This window comes from Gottfriedia solisilvae (assembly GCF_002128405.1).
GTDB lineage: Bacteria > Bacillota > Bacilli > Bacillales > Bacillaceae_G > Gottfriedia > Gottfriedia solisilvae.
The window spans coordinates 272,351-289,330 of the sequence record NZ_NETJ01000003.1 but is presented as its reverse complement, the minus strand read 5'-3'; the positions used below and the strand labels follow the sequence as shown (position 1 = coordinate 289,330).

Sequence of the window (16,980 nt, the reverse complement as noted above, 5' to 3'; positions counted from 1 at the left end):
GCCATCATATATGATGGCTTATTAAAAAATTTATCTTTATGACAGACCTAGATCTTAAATCCTTTAACAGTATCCTGTAATTCCTCTGCCATTTTACTTAAAATATCTGCAGACGCAGCCATTTCTTCCATAGATGCATTTTGTTGCTCAGCTGCTGCTGCAACACTTTGAGATTGGCTCGAAGCTTCAACAGAAATCGTAGAAGTCATTTCTACAATTTGAATGATACTTTGAGAGCTTGCGTTAATTTCTTCAAAAATTGCAGATACTTCCTCCGTTTGCGAAGAAACTTCTTCGATCATTTTCACGATTTGTTTAAAGTTTTCACCTGACTCAGTTACAAGATTTATACCATCTTTAATTTCAGAAGAACCTTCTTCCATTGAAACAATAACTTTGTTAACTTCAAATTGAATAATATCCACTAGCTGAGATATTTGTCCTGCTGCATTTCTTGATTGAGTTGCCAATTTCTTAACTTCATCTGCAACTACAGCAAACCCTTTTCCTTGCTCACCAGCTCTAGCAGCTTCAATTGCAGCATTTAAAGCCAGTAAATTTGTTTGCTCTGAAATCTCAGTAATGATCGTTACGATTTTACCAATTTCATCTGACTTTTCACCTAATGAGTTTACAATTTCAGACGTATGATTAACTGTTCGGTGAATCATGTTCATTTGATTTACTGTTTTATCTAAAACCTTATTTCCATATATAGCTTTTTCTGAAGTTGATTGTGAATTTTCAGCTACTGTTTGAATAGAGGAAGCAGCTTGTTCCATTCCAATTGAAATTTCTTTTACAACTGAATACGCTTCATGTGTACTTTTTTCTTGTTTTTCTGCACCATCAGCAATATATATTATAGAGCTTGTAATCTGTTCAGATGCTCGACTTGTCTCTTCAGCACTTGCTGAAAGTTCTTCAGATGTCGCAGCTACTAGCTGAGAGTTGTACATAACATTTTCTATTAAGCCTTTTAAATTCTCTGTCATTGCATTGACATGATTTGCAAGCTCACCAATTTCATCTTTATTTTTAATGTGAATTGGGTCTATTCCTAGATTACCGTCAGCTACTTCTTTTACCTGACTAGATAATAAGATTAAAGGTCTTCTGATACTTCGAACTAATAAATATGTAATAGCGATTGTAAAAATTATCGAACCAATAACGATGTAAATGTTGATATTTAAAGCATTTTTAGATTGCTCATCACTCTCGATCGTTATCTTTTCTGAAACTTGGCTATTTAGCTTTGTTAATGCATCTAAATCGCCTTGCATCTTTTCAAAAAGAAGGACGCCATCTCTAAACGTTTGATTAGCCTCTTCTTTATTATTTCCATTGCTTTCACTGATCACTTTATCCTTCTTATTAAGAAAAATCGTCCATCTGTCCTTTAATTGATTATAGTAGTTTTTCTCATCGTCACTTTCGATTAACTTTCCATATTTTTGAAACGAATCATCTAATGCGGCTGTCGTTTCAGTTATTTTATTTTCGTATCCATCTTTTGTTGCTTGATCTTCACTTAGTAAATGATTTTGAGTTAATGTCATAACATGTTCAGTATAATAATTAATATCACCTATAAGTGATACTTTTGGTAGCACGGTTTTACTTAATTGCTGTGTATTATTGTTTAGTGTATAAGTATTTCTTAATGAAAAAGCACTTAGTGTAACCATGATTAACATGATTAACACTGATGTAGTAAATAATTTTTTACCTATCGTCCATTTCAATGGATGCTCCCCCCAGAGATAACAATTTTTTATATTTGATATCCATTTTATCGGCCATTTTCACTAAAGAATTTAGTTGTTTAATAGGTATTTAAAAATATAAATCGACAAATAAAATAAAAAAAGCGATACATTTATGCATCGCTTTTATCCTTCTTTATGCAATTATACCTAATTCGTTTTTGCCACTGTTCTACTATTTAGAGAAAATGAATAGGCAGCTGAGACCAATGCTAAAATGACAATTATGCCTCCCACTACTGCATTCGTCCTTGCAGTATATTCATTTATCAGAATCCCACCTAAACTAGATCCTAATGCGATTCCGATATGTGAAAAGGAATTATTTAGTCCTACCTGGATATCTGCTGTATCCTTCGCTGCTTTCGCAAGACTATCCTGAATGCTTGGGCTAAGAGACCAAGAAAAACAGCCCCACAAACAAAGGATTATCATTAAACTGATAATAGAATTAGTTGCAATCGGAAGTAATAAGATTGAAATTGCTAACAATCCTAATAAGATTAAAATCGTTTTAGGTCCTCCAAACCGATCTGTAGACCATCCGCCAATCCAACCGCCTAAAATACCAGCTACCCCAAAAATCAGTAATGAGATACTAATCATTTTTGTAGATAATCCCATCGTACTTTGCAGAAATGGAGTTAAGTAAGTGTATATTGTAAAATGACCAGTTAATTGTAAAAATGAGATTAACTGAATTGATAAAATGCGTTTATTTTTTAATGTAGCGATTTGTTTTATTAATGGAATTGAAGGCTGTGGATTCACCTTTGGAAGAAACTTAATAATCCCTAGCATTGATAATAAACTTAAAACGCCAACTAAAGCAAAAGTCATTCTCCAACCATAATGCTCTCCAATTAATGTGCCTAAAGGAACTCCAAACACTAATGAAGAACTGATTCCCATAAAAATAACGCCGATTGCTCTCCCTCTAATTTCATTAGACACGATATTCGCTGCAGTAGTAATTGAAACGACAATGACAACTGAACAACTTGCTGCAAGAATGATTCGAGCTATTAATAAAATAGTAAAGTTAGGACTGACGATTGATAAAACATTTCCAATGAAGAATACGGTCATTGCAATTAGTAATAACTTTCGTCGCTCCACTTTTGATGTAATCGCAATAAATACAGGTGCTCCAATAGCAAAAACTAAAGAGAAGATCGAAACTAATTGGCCAACGATTCCTACAGATACATGTAAATCACCTGCAATCATTGCCAATAAACCTGTAATAATAAATTCTACTGTTCCAGCTACAAACGTAGCGATTGCTAAAATATAAATACCTTTATGCATTTCAATACCTCTCAAATATGAGCTTTCTATTCCTTTGATTTTTGCCACATTATATTATTATAACGTTAACAATACAAAAGTCTATTTAAAAAAAACGAACCCATTATTAGGCTCGTCTTTTATACACAAAACTATTTACAAATCTTTATCATCTTTCGTCGGTACAACTCTAATACTATTCTCTTCATTGTTTTCGACAAGATGTTGGAGAATTGATAATTTATTAGACCAAAACTGATCATAATATGCTAACCATTGTTTCAATTCACGAAAAGCTTCAGGTTGTAAAGTATATCTTCTTTCTCTTCCAACCTTCCGATCAGTTACAAGCTCAGCTTCAGAAAGTATATGCAGATGTTTAGCAATTGCTGTTCGACTCATCGTAAAATTACTTGATATCTCAGAAATCGGTAACTCTTTATTCGCAAGTAATCTAAGAACTTCTCTTCTAGTTGGATCAGCTATTGCTTGGAACACATCATATTTTTGTGGGGAAGTAGACACTATTTCTCAACAACTTCTTTAAGTCTTGCAACTAAGCCAACCCATCCGCCATTCATGCGCTCGCGAATTTCTCCACTTTTTTGTTGTGGTTTAGGTAAGATTTCATCCGCTGGTTTCCAACCACCGTGAATTAATGTGAATTCAGTTTTGTCTCCAACTTCTTTTAATAGAAATGAAACAAACCAACCATCAAGATCCCATGTAAAAGTAATTTTATTTGGTTCATCTACTTCTAATACTTTACAAGGAGATGGTCCGAATTGTGACTGTAAGTGAAACTCATGTCCAACAACCGGTTGAAAATCATTCGGCATAAACCATGATGAAATACCTTCTGCAGTTGAAACAAAATTCCATACTTTTTGAATTGGTGCATTGTAAACGACTGTTTGTATAATATCTTCTACTTGATTTTGAACGCTCATAATTCAATCCCTCTTTCAATTAATATAAAACCTTTTGGTTACATATCGAATTATATAAAACCTTTTGGTTTCATGTCAACAATATTTTCACAACTATTTTTGCCAACTATCTTATTTCTATCAATAAAAACATCAAACAATCCATTTGACTACAAATCGCTTTTTCACTCAATTCTTATAAGACTCAACGTTAAAATGTGTTTACCTACTATAAAATCAAATATGCTACCATTAAATCAAATTAAAAATTGGGGGATATTTTTTATGAAACGAGCAGCAATATTTGATATGGATGGCACTTTATTCCAAACGCAAAAAATTTTAGCTACTTCTCTCGAAGATGTCTTTGAGTACTTACGGCAACAAAAATTGTGGGACAGCATTACACCTATAAATCAATATAACGAAATTATGGGCGTACCTTTACCTGTTGTTTGGGAAACCTTATTACCGCAACATTCTTATGAAATTAGAGAGCACGCGAATGCATTTTTCCATCAGCGCTTAATCCAGAACATACAATTAGGTAAAGGCGCATTATATTCAAACGTAATTAAAACTTTTGAACTGTTATTAGATCAAGATTATTTAATTTTCATTGCGAGTAATGGCCAAACTGAGTATTTACAATCCATCGTAAACTATTACAAATTAAATCAATATGTCACAGAGATTTTTAGCATTCAGCAAATCGAGTCACTAGATAAATCACTTTTAGCTGAAATGATTCTTAAAAAGTATCATTTGATAGAAGGTTTTGTTGTAGGTGATCGACTATCAGACATTCAATCTGCAAAAAAAAATTCCTTAACAGCTATCGGTTGTCGATTTGATTTTGCACAAGAAGCTGAGCTTGCACATGCAGATTTTATTATTAATGATTTACTTGAAATAAAGTCAATTATGAAATAGGAATAAATGACTAAAAAAGAGCCTATCATTATGATAGGCTCTTACTATTGTTGATTCCAGCTCTTGGACGCGTTTATAGTGCAGCCAATTGGGCTCGCATCCTCCGCTTATTCACAATTATTTGTTTAACATTCTACCTTTCATCCATTCCAAATCCGTTTAAACTCAGTATGTTGAGTATCAATACTCAGCTCATATACGTCTGGATTGCTAAGCATTCTCCATTGTTCAAAGCCGAACTCTGAATCAAAATGCATCAGCAATAATGACATTAAGTTACCATGAGTAACAATAATAGTATGCTCACTTTCATGATTGATGATTTCTTTAACTAACGAAAGAACTCTCTCAATCGCTTCTTTACTTGATTCTCCACCTTTAAACTTAAGTTCTAAATCAGAATAAGTTTCTTCTAATCTTCTAAGCCAATCTGGATATACCTCTGAAGTTAAAACTCGTTCAGCCAACCGATGATCAAGTTCTAACTGTATTTGTTTATGGTTTAGCGTTGGTTGAATGGATTGAACTGCTCTTAAAAAAGGACTGGAAATAATACGATCAACAAGTATATTCGAAAAAAAATGACTTAGCTCTTGAGACTGTTCTAAACCCTTTTGAGTAAGGCTTGATTCAGGTGGTTGTCCAGTTGCTTCACAATGTCTAACAATATATATTTTCTTCATACATACTCTCTCCTACAAATTGATTCTACCTAGTCAAACTTATTTTTAATTCGGCTTGTTTAATACTTTCTTTTAAGTAAACAGGCGCTTTACTGTGTCGTTCTATTTGATCTGATGACATCCATTTTACATCTTCTACCTCATCAGGACTTTTTGGGTAAGCAATGCCTGACTTATATTCACATAAAAATACAATATTCAAAACATGTTCATTTTTGTCTGTTACAAATGCAGAACTATATAGATAATTTACATTTTTTATTTCAACATCTACTTCTTCAAGCACTTCACGCTTAAGATTGCTCTCTAAAATTTCTACTGGTTGTTGTCCTAGTTCAACTGTTCCTCCAACTAATGAAAGCATTCCACCTGCATGTTCTTCTTTCTGACTTCTTTCTATAACTAACCATTTGCCTTCATGGTTGATTGCAGCTTCAACATTTACGATAAACATAAAAATCCCTCCGTTATAACAATTTAAGTAATTTCTATGTACTATATCCGAATTCCTCTTTAACCAAATTAAAAGTCTCTATTCTAATAGATTGGGTACGAAAACAGCCAAGTAAAAAGCATTACTCCTTTAAAAGAAGTAATGCTCATCCAATTTCTATAAAAGTAGAGTTTATTCAACAGTCCGTTGTCTTAAGAAAAACATAACCAAAATATTAATCAAGAAAATACCAATGAAAGCAACGATTAATGTATATACACCTGAAAAAATATTAAAGCCATAATCTGCATTTAATAATAACCATATACTCCCACTACCTAGTACAAGTAAATTGATATTAAATGCAATCGACATAGTTGCCAAAATACTATTTGTATTCTTTTGCATTTTGACCTCTAACCAAACTGATAAAATAAGTGATACGAAAATAAAACTAAGGAAAGCAATAAATTGTAAATCCATTCTTATTCCTCCTATATTTTATTTGGTAATCCTCTAACCTTTACTGGTAATAACTTTGATTCTCTATAAATTTACCAAAATCCTTCTTAAAATAAGATGCAATACATTTTTAAGAAAGAATACCTACTTCTACTACTAATCTTTATTTTGTAAATACAAATTAACCCATTTAAGAAACAGTTAAAACTATATCTTTCGTCACATGATAATCTATTGATATACACTCATAGTCTTTAAGAACGGGCTAAATAAAACAGTTTTGTAATATTCGAATCTCAATGTGTGGGACACTCATCGATTTCCACTCTTAGGATACCTCGCTTTCCGTGGGGCGTGCGGTGAGCCTCCTCGGCGCGCCTCCGGGGTCTTACCTGTCCCGCAACTCCCACAGGAGTCGAGTACCTTCCGCTCCAATCATACCCTGTATCTTCAGTGTCTTTTTAAAGAACAAAAATACAAATCTTTTAGAAGTGAATATTAATGAAGAAGAGTGTTAATATAATACACACAAGACTACTGCTAAAAAAACAAAACCATAATTGACCTTATTTAAAAACAAAGTTTACACAAAGCAGACTTTTAAAAATCACTCTATAAATTTACAGTGTAAAATAAAGAAAAGCATTCCTCCCAAGAAGAAATGCTTTTTTATTATTTTTCATATTTTGTCCAAGCAGACCCGTTAATTTTATTTGACACTTGAATGATCTTATTTTTAACTCTTTTTGCTTCTGACCCTTTTAATAACATTGGTTGATAATTATTTCGGTAAGAAACAGATGAAACTGAAAATGGTACTACTTTAATCTGTTTTTGATTTGTTAAAGTGTTATTTTTGAAATGGAATGTTTGTTGGAAAACGAATGTATCTTTATCACTTGGATTTTTATTCCCACCAAACATAAAATTTCCTAAACTATAGGCTATGAATTTTCCTTTATACTCTTCAATTCCTTGAACTACATGAGGATGATGACCAACAATTAGATCTGCACCATGATCAATTGCATAATGGGCTAAATTTTTCTGCGTTTGATTTGGAACATATACTCTTTCAATCCCCCAATGGAAGTTAATGAGTACAATCTTGGCTCCAGCTTTCCGCAATCGTTGTATGTCATTGTTTATTTTAACTCGCAACTCAGGTGAATCATTCCATCCTTCATAACCGAGTGCTCCAATTTTTATTCCTTTTACAGTTGTTACATACGAATCATTGTAACCAAAATAACCAATCTTCTGCTTTTGTAATGAATTAATTGTATCTTCATAACCTTTTTGCAAATAATCGTGACTATGGTTATTTGCTAGATTGACAGCTTCAATTCCTCCAAAAGTCAATATTTTCGCGTATGAAGGGTCCCCCTTAAAACGGAACTTTTTCACTGCTTTCTTTGTTGCTTTTGTAAGTGCTGTTTCTAAATTGACCGTCGTAAAATCATCTTGTTTAAAAATATTATCCAATCTTTTAACAAAATGGTCTAAGCCATGCTTATTAGCCTCGTCCACAAATGAACCAGTAAAATAAAAATTTTCATCTGTTCCAATTGTAAAATCACCGGCTGCACTTACTTTTATTGTTGTTTCTGTCACTGGTTTTACTTCTGGTTTCTTTACTGGCGGTTTAACAATTGGTTTGTCATCTGATTTATTTTCTGGTTTTTTTACAGGACTTTTATCTTCACTTGATTTTATATCTTCTTTATTTTCTGTAAGACTCTCATGGTGATTTACTATGGTTGAATATACATAATGACTAATAATCGTAATACATCCAAATAGAGCTAAAATCATCATCCAAACTACAAATTTTTTATTCTTGCTTCTCCTCGGATTGCTATTTTTGCTCCTCATATCATAAATCTCCTTATACTAGTATTAAAGAATTTCACCGTAGGATATTTTTAAAATATTTTAAATAATTAAATAATGTGTTAACTATATTAAAACATCTTTTAAAAATTTTGTAAAAAAAAGAAAGTGAGCCTATTTGTCACTCACTTTATTAGAAACTAATGTTATTCTAATTTTTCAAAGATAAAACATACGCAACAAATTCATTTTTATTATTTTTCGTGATTACTTTTGAGACGAGTAATTTCTTACCTGATGGACTCCAAGTTATTGGCCCTGAAATTTCGTCTAAGTCAGTAGAGAGTTGAGTAATCTTCTTCGTATTCACATCTATAACAAATAATCCCCGCTCCCCTTTATCTTCAGAAATAACGGAAAATGCGATCGTTTTTGAATTCGGAGACCAGCTTGATCCAAATATTTGGGTACCTTTAGCTAAAGAAACAGTTTTTTTACCACTTACATCCGTAATAAGTAGTTCTCTTTTTGTTTGAGATATTTTCCTTACAACGACAAATTTCTTATGATTCGGTGACGGTATAACCCATTCAACTCTTAATCCACCAAATTTCTTTTTTAAGACATTTATTACATCTTTATTCGAATCTATTTTCGTTACTTCACCATTAACATCTGCACTATACATTTGTTGGTCAATGGTTGGAAAGATGATTGTTTCATTGTTGATCCATCTACCCTCAGTTGAAAATGCAAAGATTTTATCTACATCAGTTACTTTTACTTTTTTCTTACTTTCGAGATTTATAATATATCCTGTCCCAGTGGTTCCATCGATCGATTGTTTATAAAATATATGCATTTTATCGGGCGAAATAGTTGCACCTATTTGTCCACTTTCTTCACCAGATATTACATTAGCTGTTTTACTCATTAAATCATAACTAAATAAATTTACATGATAATCGTACTGTCCATCATCAGTCATTGCGGTTTTTGGCATTTGAGTATTTTTTTGTTCTATTAAGATTGAATCTTCGTTAAGCCAATCCGTTCCTCGAATACCTTCATATCTGTCTATTTTTTCTAACGCAAGTTCATTGGTAACAACTTCTTCATTTTTGGTAAGTACAGTAATTTTTTTATTTTTCTTTTCAATGACTACATTATCATTCTCATTTTGCAATCCACAACTAGTTAAGATAAAAGAACAAGATGCAGCGATCAAAATCAATCTATACCACTTTTTTATATCCACCTTACCACTCTCCTTATCTCTTACCATTTGTATGATATGCATTTGATGTTTCAATTTAGGGCATTAGTTGTTTCCAAATTGTAAATTTAGTTAATCTATTTTAGGAAATGAAATGACAAAGTTCGAGCCAACTCCCTCATGTGATTCAACGGTAATCGTTCCATTTTGTTTTTCAATCAAATCTTTCGTTAAAGCTAGCCCTAATCCTGAACCACCTGAAAGGCGTGAACGGTCTTTATTAACTGTATAAAATGGTTCAAAAATTTTATCAATCACACTAGTAGGTATCCCAATCCCAGTGTCTCTAATACTAATTAATACACGATTATTTTTAATTTCATTTGAAACGATGATGTTACCATTAGTTTTGTTATATTTAATTGCGTTATCCAATAGATTCATAAAAATTAATGTGAAACTTTCTTTATCGATATTAATAATAGCGGGTAGAAAACTAGTTTGAATTGTTAATCCGAATTTTTTGATTTTTCCTTTCATACGTTGACAATAATCTTCTAAAAGCTCTTTTACATCAATACTTTCTTTATTTAATTCAAAATCATATTTTTCTAATTCAGCTAATTTTAAAATCTTCTCTACCATTTCATAAAGGCGATGGGATTCCTTCCCAATATTTTCTTTTGCTTCTTCAATTAATTTGGGATCATCAGCATACATATCCAACAAATCAATGTAAGCTCTAATGACAGTTAGAGGCGTTTTAAACTCATGAGTAATTGAACCAATAAAATGTTTTTGCTGTTGCTCTAAGATTTCCAGTTTATCAACTGCCAATTGTAGATTATCTTTTTCTTGTTGCATTCCCTTAATATTTTTTTGAATTTCATTACTCATAAAATAAATTGCTTGGCTTAAATAACCTAACTCATCATTTCGATTTAAAATTGAACGATTAGGATATTGTCCAGATTTTATTTCCTCAGTTACTTTTCTAAGCTTTAATATATTATTAACAAGTGAATTGAAGAAAAAATATCCAATGATAAAACTTAGGAAAATGATGATCATGCCAATTTTAATAAACAGCTTAATGATCTCATTATAAAACTCATTATTCTTAGTTAATGAATAGTCAAATTGAACAACACCAATCTGTTTATTCGTATTATAAATAGGTGCGAAATAATTGAGTATTTCATTAGCTTCCTGATATACTGTTTTGCCTTTTAAGCCATATTGAAGTGTATCTTCAATGTCTTTATTTGTTGTAGTCTCTAGGGGTAGTGAGTCCCCAACAATGTTTCCAGACATATTATAAATCGTAACATGTAAACTACTGATTATCCCGATTTGTCTAGCAATTTCAAAACCGTAACGTTTAAAAAAATCATTTGGATTTTCAGAAGTTTGACTAAGATACACTTGTTTGACATATACGTTTGCAAGTTTACTTTGCTGAGCTAGCATATCTTCTGTTTGCTTTTTTTGATTTTCATGGATTCCTTGTAGTATAAGTAAGCTTAGTCCAAATACAGTACCAATTAGTAGAATGGCTAAAAATAAACTTGATTTAACTTTAATACTAGACCTCATTTTATTTCCCCTGACATTTTATAACCAATACCAAATACAGTTTGAATGAAATGTTGGTGCTCCTTACCAAGCTTCTTACGTAATCGTTGAATATGAATATCAACAGTTCGTGTACCACCAATGTATTCAATTCCCCATACTAAATCTAGTAAATCATCACGTCGAAAAATACGCTCTATATTTGTAGCTAGTAATGCTAATAAATCAAATTCTTTCGGAGTTAATTCAATTGAAATTCCACTGATACTCACTTTTCTTTGTTCAAGATTGATCATAAGCTCTTGAATTGTGATTACTTTAATTTTCTGTTCTTCTATATGGGATGATTTTTTCAATCTCCTTAATAATGACCTTGTTCTTGCAAGTAATTCCCTGATATCAAACGGTTTTGTTATATAATCGTCAGCACCAAATTCTAACCCTAAAACTCTATCAATAATATCATCTTTTGCAGTCAGTAAAATAATCCCCATTCCATCTTTATTTTCAATTTGTTTACATAAATCTAAACCATTCATTTCTGGCATCATGATATCTGATATCATAATGTCTGGTTTGAATATAGGAACTTTTGATAATGCATCGATCCCATTAACTGCAGTCTCGACGATAAACCCTTCTCTTTTGAAGGCATATGATAATGGATCTAAAATACTTTTTTCATCATCCACAATTAAAATTTTTTCTTGCATACGCTCACCTAAATCCATTTTTATATTTAGTGTTCTTACAAATTTCTTTCACTCATTCATTTTTAAATTATTTTATCCTTAAGTTAAAATTATAGATAACTTACACGTCATTTACTAAATTATTTTTTATAAAATATAAAAATTTACAATTTCGAAACAACTCATTCGATTATTATGAAGCATGTTCGTATGAATCAATTATTTTGGACAATATTCTAGCCCCTTCTTTATTTTCATACATTAAGTAATGAATAACATCATGGGAGGGGCTTCATGAGCGAAAACATAAGGTATTTGAGTGGTAAATGCAAGTCATATAAAGACTGTTATGTAGTTTTTCAAACGGAAGAACGAGCATTATTAGAGGGCATTTTATTAGAATCTGATAACGAGAGTGCGACCTTACTTACACCAGAAGATCTACCTGCACCACCAGATTCAGACTACGAAGTACCACGTAATGGTGGCGAAACTTTTGGCCCAAGATATCGTCGTTATTATAGGGTCTTGATTCCTTTGTCAAAAGTAACAGAAGTACACTTATTCCCTTATCACTTTCCATCATTCCCATATATATATTCAAGAAATTATCCTTACAATCCTTATCTAGATCAAAGGAATTATTCATACAACCCTTATGTATATCAAAGAAATTATCCTTATAGGTATTAAATGAAAAAGCATCTATAATTAGATGCTTTTTCCCTACTCTGCTACAAATGCGAAAATAGATAGCGGCTTAATCCCGTTCGTTTTTATACTTTCTTCTAACATTTTCATTTCGGATTGAATAAGCCCTTTAAATTTTGCAGGCATGTCGTTAATTTTACTTAATTCTATGTCGATGTCTTCTATTGTTTTATACACTTCCCACTTACCGTCCTGTAAATCAGGTGAACTAATTGTTATTTCATCAATGACCGACCATCCTGCTGATCCAGTAATTGCTTTCAAATCGTTTGGAGTAAACAGTGTTCGTATATTTGATTCACTATTTTGCTTGAAAGACTCATATTGTGCTTGAATTAATATTGATAATAAATGTGGGTATTGTTCAATTTCACTTATTCTTGTGTCCCACTCTGCAAAACATAATTTTTTTCCCCATTTTTTTATTTTTTTCAAAATGTCATTTAATTCATCTGTTGAACTTAAGTACCACGAACAATGAGACAAGACAATATAATCAAATGCTTTTGTTGGAAAATTAAATTGAGGTGATAATACGTCAACTTCAAAATCCATTTTAATCTGCCTTCCGAGTGATGAATTCTGTAAATGATCCGCTGCTTCCCCTAATGTTGATGGACTTCCATAATCCCTTGACCCGTTATCAATTCCATGAACGAAACCATTTTCGCCAACAGTATATGCTAATACAGCCGTTGTATCCCCTTGTCCACAACCTATTTCTAACACCTTACTTCCTTCTTTAATATTCCAAAATTCTACTAGTTTGAATCGATGTTCAGTTTGGATACTTTGTATGTTGGACATGTCATTATTTGATGTCATACATTTTACAACAGAATCGATTTTGGCTTGCAACATAAGCCCCCCTTTTCATCAAATATAAATAATGGACTGTTTTCACATAAACAGCCCACTTTACATTTTTTTATTAATCTAATTTAAATGAAACTTCACCTACACCCATATCCATATCAACATTTAACGTTTCTTTACCATTTTCATAAGCTTCATTTACATAAACACCATTGCCTTTGGAAATAAAATCGACAACGTTTGCTTTTCCAATTCCTTTATCTGAGTGTATTTTCACGCCGATATCTGAGGGTAAAATAATTGTTGTTTTTCCAACACCCGTTTCGATTTTTGTATTAAAACCATGCTTCCAGTCTCCACCTAAGTCAACTGTAAGTTCTCCCACTCCATTTTCAATATCTAAAGAGCTAAGATCCAATCCTTTCAAATCAAGATCTGTTTTTGAAGCCCCTGCATTAACGTCTAAATCTAAAGGAATTTTATCCGTGAGCGTTAAGTTCCATTCATTTTTAAATTTACCAATCTTCATATTTGGCAATTTATGTTTTCCTTGTTCGATCTTCACTTTACCTTTGGATTCGTTCAAATTGTAAGTTACTTCAGGCTTAAGCGGTTTATGACTATATTCGGCAATTCCTTCTACCCACTCATTTCCGCCTTTCTTAACATTCAACTCCCCTGCACCTAAGTCCACCTTAACGTCCAATGATTTTGCGTTATCTTTTTCAATAGAGATTAACTCTTCTTTTACTTTTCCATTTGTAAATATATTACAACCTGTTGTAACAACTACTGTCGCACCCACTAAAACAGCAATAAAAAATGATTTTTTCATTATAGCCTCCATAAATAAGATTTCTCATACACTTATTTTATGGATATATACTTTATTAGATAATGACCTTACGCATTAAATAAAATCAGACCTTAGTATGAAATCGTAAACACCGGCTGACTTATCTAGAATCAAGTAACAAAACTTTTCTCTTCATTAATGCATTAAAAGTAGAATCGACTCTTCATTACTAGCTGCTATTTGATAAAATTTAACTAATTCTGCATAATGCTCTACTAAATAATCTCGATCCTCTTCAGTCCAGTTACCTTCCGATGGATAAATTTCTTCTTTGTTTATTTTTTCTAAATGAAATCTAGAAGCTAATTCACTTACTGAAATACTTGATAATTCGCGGTGAATTTCGATTACTTTACTTGCTGGTAAAAATCGTAATGGACCATACCCCTGTTCTTCCCCTATTTCATCTCCACCTAAGATAGCCTGTCCAGCTAATGATTGATTTGCCGTTTCAAAGCTTGCATCACCAGTAAGTAGAAAATAGATCCCATGCCAAGATTTATCAATGTCTAACTCAGTATCTTGAATCTCTTGTGATTCATACAGTATTTCGTCAATATCATCTATGTTCGACATAATTGTTTGAAGCATACTATTTGATACTCTATAAAAACTAGCACTCATTCCCATCATCTAATCCCCCTGATCTTTAAACATAGTACATTCATACTTTTTTACTATTCACTAGATTGTTAATTTCGTATATGCAATAAAAATTCCTTCTTTATTAGGAAAAATTACAAAGAAAAAACCCATTGTTTATATAACAATGAGTTGGGATTTGAAGGCTCGCTTTCCGTGGGGCGTGCGCTGAGTCTCTCCTCGATTAAGGAAGGCATGCTAAAACCACGACGTCCTGTCGTAACGCATGCATGCCCCACTTCCTGTGGACCTCCTGCTGGGTCTCACCTGTCCCGCATCTCCCACAGGAGTCGAGCACCTTCCGTTCCAATCATTATGTGTTAATGTATGGACTCTTAACGAAACTTAATACTACTAGCAAATTAAAAAAAGCAATACTCTTAATTAGTCCAAATCTATTTTTTCTATTTTGTGGATAGTCCCCTATTTCTCAGAAAAAAAGGAGACCAAATCATATGCGATTTGGTCTTCTAATTACTTATCTAACTAAGTTTATCGTACTCATATTCCTTATAACCATTTGTACCAATTCTTTTTATAACCTTTCGGATTGATTGGATCATCTAGCGCTAAGGTTTTCGTTTCTTTTGTATGAATTGAATCATTTACTGCTACATGTTTACTAGAATCTAAGTGCACACTTTTGATCAATAAAATTGTAATGAAACTTAACAATACAATGAGTTTTTTCATCATTAAATTCCTTTCTTATTTAATATTGAAAGCAATATCGAATTATACTCTTGTAGTAAAATGTTTTGTTCTTCTATTTTACAATTTTCTTTGTAAAAGTCATTAAGAATTTTATAATATTTAATTAATTTATCACTTTCGCTATTTTTGATCCAAAAAGGTAGCGCCACTTCACGTAAATATTCAACTAAATTACATTTTTCTTGTTTAGCTTCAAAGTACAACACTTGTATTTTAATGTATAATGAACTATTTTTATCCTCTATTTTAGTTAATTTATCTTCTAGAAGTTCAGTTGCGGATTGATATTCTTTTAATATAATCATGTTATTTGCGATATTAGAGATTACCGTGTAATATTCTTCACTGCCGTCCTGCACACTTTCTAGATATCTTTGATAATATGTGATTGCTTTTTTATTTTGATTGGAATGAAAATATAGATACCCTAAATTATGCAAAGCGTTATAATAAATTGTTTTATCATTTAATATTGTTGAATTATCTAGTACTTCTTCTAATATTAATTCTGCTTTATCCAGTAGCTTACTCTTAATTAATTGGAGCGAAAGTAGCATTTTAGAATCTAGTATTCTTTTTATATTATTGTTTTGTACAAAAATTGGGATCGCTTTATTACAAAAGTACATCGATACTGATGGTTGATTCATTATTTGATAGATTAATGCTCTATAAAAGCAAAACTCTTGAAACTCAACCTCTATATTTGGGACAAGGTCTTGCACTTCATCCATAATTAAAAGTGAATCATCATATCTTTTTTCCTTAATATAAAATATCGAAAGTGTAAACAAAAATTTAATGAATTCATGTTGGGAAAATTTTTTCCTTTTTTTCTCAAGTTGCTTCCACTTTTTCCTTGCATTTTGCATATCTTCGATAAAAATATAATATCTCCAAATAACAATTGAAAATTCATTTGATATACTAGTATAATGAATCAATTCTTCATTTAAAATAAGCTCATCAAATATCTGCTTACTTAGTTGATAGTCTGCTCTTTCAATAAGATTCCATAATCTTTTTAACTGGATCATTATTTCATCTAGATTAATCGTATCTTCTTCTTTTTCAACTTTCATCCTTTTTAGAAGTAGTTCAATCGTTTCTATAGCAGCCTCTTTATTCCCATTTTCTATTTTACTTAAGTGTGATACAGAACAAATGCCTTCACATAATTTTTCCTGAGTCCATCCTAATTTCTTTCTATGATGATAGATCATTTTGCCGTATTGCATATCGAATCTCCTGTTCTAATTAATCGATCCATTTAAAAAACAACTCTATTTTTTTATTATATTAATATTTTTATATTTCAAATATATATTTTTCTCAACATTTTTTTCATCAGTAGTATACAATCATTTTTTCGTAAAATTCTTGATTCCCATGTTAAAAATTTTCCCAATACAAAATCCTTCTCTAG

General features: G+C 31.6%; 18 protein-coding genes. 2 read left to right on the top strand and 16 right to left on the bottom strand.

All coding sequences use genetic code 11. From position 1 onward, the window contains the following. Positions 1–47: 47 nt before the first annotated feature. From CAB05_RS10650 to CAB05_RS10635, 4 genes are all read right to left on the bottom strand, one after another. Positions 48–1,748: a methyl-accepting chemotaxis protein gene (locus CAB05_RS10650; RefSeq protein ID WP_087999818.1), complete on the bottom strand. Its 1,701-nt coding sequence runs from the start codon at positions 1,746–1,748 to the stop codon at positions 48–50. Between the two features lie 171 nt (positions 1,749–1,919). Next, the gene (locus CAB05_RS10645; RefSeq protein ID WP_087999817.1) at positions 1,920–3,080 is read right to left on the bottom strand and encodes an MFS transporter; all 1,161 of its coding nucleotides are present in this window, start codon (positions 3,078–3,080) and stop codon (positions 1,920–1,922) included. Between the two features lie 135 nt (positions 3,081–3,215). After that, complete coding sequence (locus tag CAB05_RS10640) at positions 3,216–3,584, bottom strand: ArsR/SmtB family transcription factor (protein WP_087999816.1); 369 nt, start codon at positions 3,582–3,584, stop codon at positions 3,216–3,218. Further along, entirely contained in the window at positions 3,584–4,009 is a 426-nt protein-coding gene (locus CAB05_RS10635) for an SRPBCC family protein (RefSeq protein WP_087999815.1), read from the bottom strand. Before CAB05_RS10635 ends, CAB05_RS10640 begins: the two co-directional genes overlap by 1 nt. Before the next feature lie 264 nt (positions 4,010–4,273). Between CAB05_RS10635 and CAB05_RS10630 the strand changes: the two genes are divergently transcribed. Continuing rightward, entirely contained in the window at positions 4,274–4,921 is a 648-nt protein-coding gene (locus tag CAB05_RS10630) for an HAD hydrolase-like protein (RefSeq protein WP_087999814.1), read from the top strand. 140 nt (positions 4,922–5,061) lie between these two features. On the opposite strand, the gene CAB05_RS10625 is transcribed toward CAB05_RS10630, so the two are convergent. The 7 genes from CAB05_RS10625 to CAB05_RS10595 all read right to left on the bottom strand — a co-directional run bounded on the left by CAB05_RS10625 (position 5,062) and on the right by CAB05_RS10595 (position 11,836). After that, the gene (locus CAB05_RS10625) at positions 5,062–5,604 is read right to left on the bottom strand and encodes a histidine phosphatase family protein (protein ID WP_087999813.1); all 543 of its coding nucleotides are present in this window, start codon (positions 5,602–5,604) and stop codon (positions 5,062–5,064) included. 25 nt (positions 5,605–5,629) lie between these two features. Next, positions 5,630–6,058, bottom strand: a complete 429-nt coding sequence (locus CAB05_RS10620) for an NUDIX hydrolase (RefSeq protein ID WP_087999812.1) — start codon at positions 6,056–6,058, stop codon at positions 5,630–5,632. A 171-nt stretch (positions 6,059–6,229) separates the two neighbouring features. After that, positions 6,230–6,520 (bottom strand): hypothetical protein, encoded by a 291-nt coding sequence (locus CAB05_RS10615; RefSeq protein WP_087999811.1) that lies wholly within the window; start codon positions 6,518–6,520, stop codon positions 6,230–6,232. Positions 6,521–7,171: 651 nt separating this feature from the next. Further along, positions 7,172–8,374 (bottom strand): CapA family protein, encoded by a 1,203-nt coding sequence (locus CAB05_RS10610; protein ID WP_235821429.1) that lies wholly within the window; start codon positions 8,372–8,374, stop codon positions 7,172–7,174. Between the two features lie 169 nt (positions 8,375–8,543). Then, positions 8,544–9,590: a TolB-like translocation protein gene (locus CAB05_RS10605; protein ID WP_087999810.1), complete on the bottom strand. Its 1,047-nt coding sequence runs from the start codon at positions 9,588–9,590 to the stop codon at positions 8,544–8,546. Positions 9,591–9,680: 90 nt separating this feature from the next. After that, a complete protein-coding gene (locus CAB05_RS10600) occupies positions 9,681–11,144 on the bottom strand; it encodes a sensor histidine kinase (protein ID WP_087999809.1) in 1,464 nt (487 codons plus the stop codon). Next, a complete protein-coding gene (locus CAB05_RS10595; RefSeq protein WP_087999808.1) occupies positions 11,141–11,836 on the bottom strand; it encodes a response regulator transcription factor in 696 nt (231 codons plus the stop codon). The genes CAB05_RS10600 and CAB05_RS10595 overlap by 4 nt, the downstream gene beginning before the upstream one ends. Before the next feature lie 273 nt (positions 11,837–12,109). On the opposite strand from CAB05_RS10595, the gene CAB05_RS10590 reads away from it, so the two are divergent. Then, complete coding sequence (locus CAB05_RS10590; protein WP_087999807.1) at positions 12,110–12,508, top strand: hypothetical protein; 399 nt, start codon at positions 12,110–12,112, stop codon at positions 12,506–12,508. Positions 12,509–12,541: 33 nt separating this feature from the next. On the opposite strand, the gene CAB05_RS10585 is transcribed toward CAB05_RS10590, so the two are convergent. From CAB05_RS10585 to CAB05_RS10565, 5 genes are all read right to left on the bottom strand, one after another. Next, the gene (locus CAB05_RS10585; protein WP_087999806.1) at positions 12,542–13,387 is read right to left on the bottom strand and encodes a class I SAM-dependent methyltransferase; all 846 of its coding nucleotides are present in this window, start codon (positions 13,385–13,387) and stop codon (positions 12,542–12,544) included. A 70-nt stretch (positions 13,388–13,457) separates the two neighbouring features. Then, positions 13,458–14,177, bottom strand: coding sequence for a toast rack family protein (locus CAB05_RS10580; RefSeq protein ID WP_087999805.1), 720 nt, complete (start codon positions 14,175–14,177; stop codon positions 13,458–13,460). Positions 14,178–14,333: 156 nt separating this feature from the next. Beyond that, positions 14,334–14,831, bottom strand: coding sequence for a YfbM family protein (locus CAB05_RS10575; RefSeq protein WP_087999804.1), 498 nt, complete (start codon positions 14,829–14,831; stop codon positions 14,334–14,336). Between the two features lie 519 nt (positions 14,832–15,350). After that, a complete protein-coding gene (locus tag CAB05_RS10570) occupies positions 15,351–15,533 on the bottom strand; it encodes a hypothetical protein (protein ID WP_087999803.1) in 183 nt (60 codons plus the stop codon). A 2-nt stretch (positions 15,534–15,535) separates the two neighbouring features. Continuing rightward, the gene (locus CAB05_RS10565; protein ID WP_087999802.1) at positions 15,536–16,792 is read right to left on the bottom strand and encodes a helix-turn-helix domain-containing protein; all 1,257 of its coding nucleotides are present in this window, start codon (positions 16,790–16,792) and stop codon (positions 15,536–15,538) included. Positions 16,793–16,980 lie beyond the last annotated feature (188 nt).

Coding starts and splice junctions, on each gene's coding strand:
- CAB05_RS10610 (WP_235821429.1), bottom strand. CDS start 8,374: ATGAGGAGCAAAAATAGCAATCCGAGGAGAAGCAAGAATAAAAAATTT.
- CAB05_RS10625 (WP_087999813.1), bottom strand. CDS start 5,604: ATGAAGAAAATATATATTGTTAGACATTGTGAAGCAACTGGACAACCA.
- CAB05_RS10585 (WP_087999806.1), bottom strand. CDS start 13,387: ATGTTGCAAGCCAAAATCGATTCTGTTGTAAAATGTATGACATCAAAT.
- CAB05_RS10630 (WP_087999814.1), top strand. CDS start 4,274: ATGAAACGAGCAGCAATATTTGATATGGATGGCACTTTATTCCAAACG.
- CAB05_RS10590 (WP_087999807.1), top strand. CDS start 12,110: ATGAGCGAAAACATAAGGTATTTGAGTGGTAAATGCAAGTCATATAAA.
- CAB05_RS10570 (WP_087999803.1), bottom strand. CDS start 15,533: ATGAAAAAACTCATTGTATTGTTAAGTTTCATTACAATTTTATTGATC.
- CAB05_RS10635 (WP_087999815.1), bottom strand. CDS start 4,009: ATGAGCGTTCAAAATCAAGTAGAAGATATTATACAAACAGTCGTTTAC.
- CAB05_RS10565 (WP_087999802.1), bottom strand. CDS start 16,792: ATGCAATACGGCAAAATGATCTATCATCATAGAAAGAAATTAGGATGG.
- CAB05_RS10600 (WP_087999809.1), bottom strand. CDS start 11,144: ATGAGGTCTAGTATTAAAGTTAAATCAAGTTTATTTTTAGCCATTCTA.
- CAB05_RS10575 (WP_087999804.1), bottom strand. CDS start 14,831: ATGATGGGAATGAGTGCTAGTTTTTATAGAGTATCAAATAGTATGCTT.
- CAB05_RS10620 (WP_087999812.1), bottom strand. CDS start 6,058: ATGTTTATCGTAAATGTTGAAGCTGCAATCAACCATGAAGGCAAATGG.
- CAB05_RS10580 (WP_087999805.1), bottom strand. CDS start 14,177: ATGAAAAAATCATTTTTTATTGCTGTTTTAGTGGGTGCGACAGTAGTT.
- CAB05_RS10615 (WP_087999811.1), bottom strand. CDS start 6,520: ATGGATTTACAATTTATTGCTTTCCTTAGTTTTATTTTCGTATCACTT.
- CAB05_RS10645 (WP_087999817.1), bottom strand. CDS start 3,080: ATGCATAAAGGTATTTATATTTTAGCAATCGCTACGTTTGTAGCTGGA.
- CAB05_RS10595 (WP_087999808.1), bottom strand. CDS start 11,836: ATGCAAGAAAAAATTTTAATTGTGGATGATGAAAAAAGTATTTTAGAT.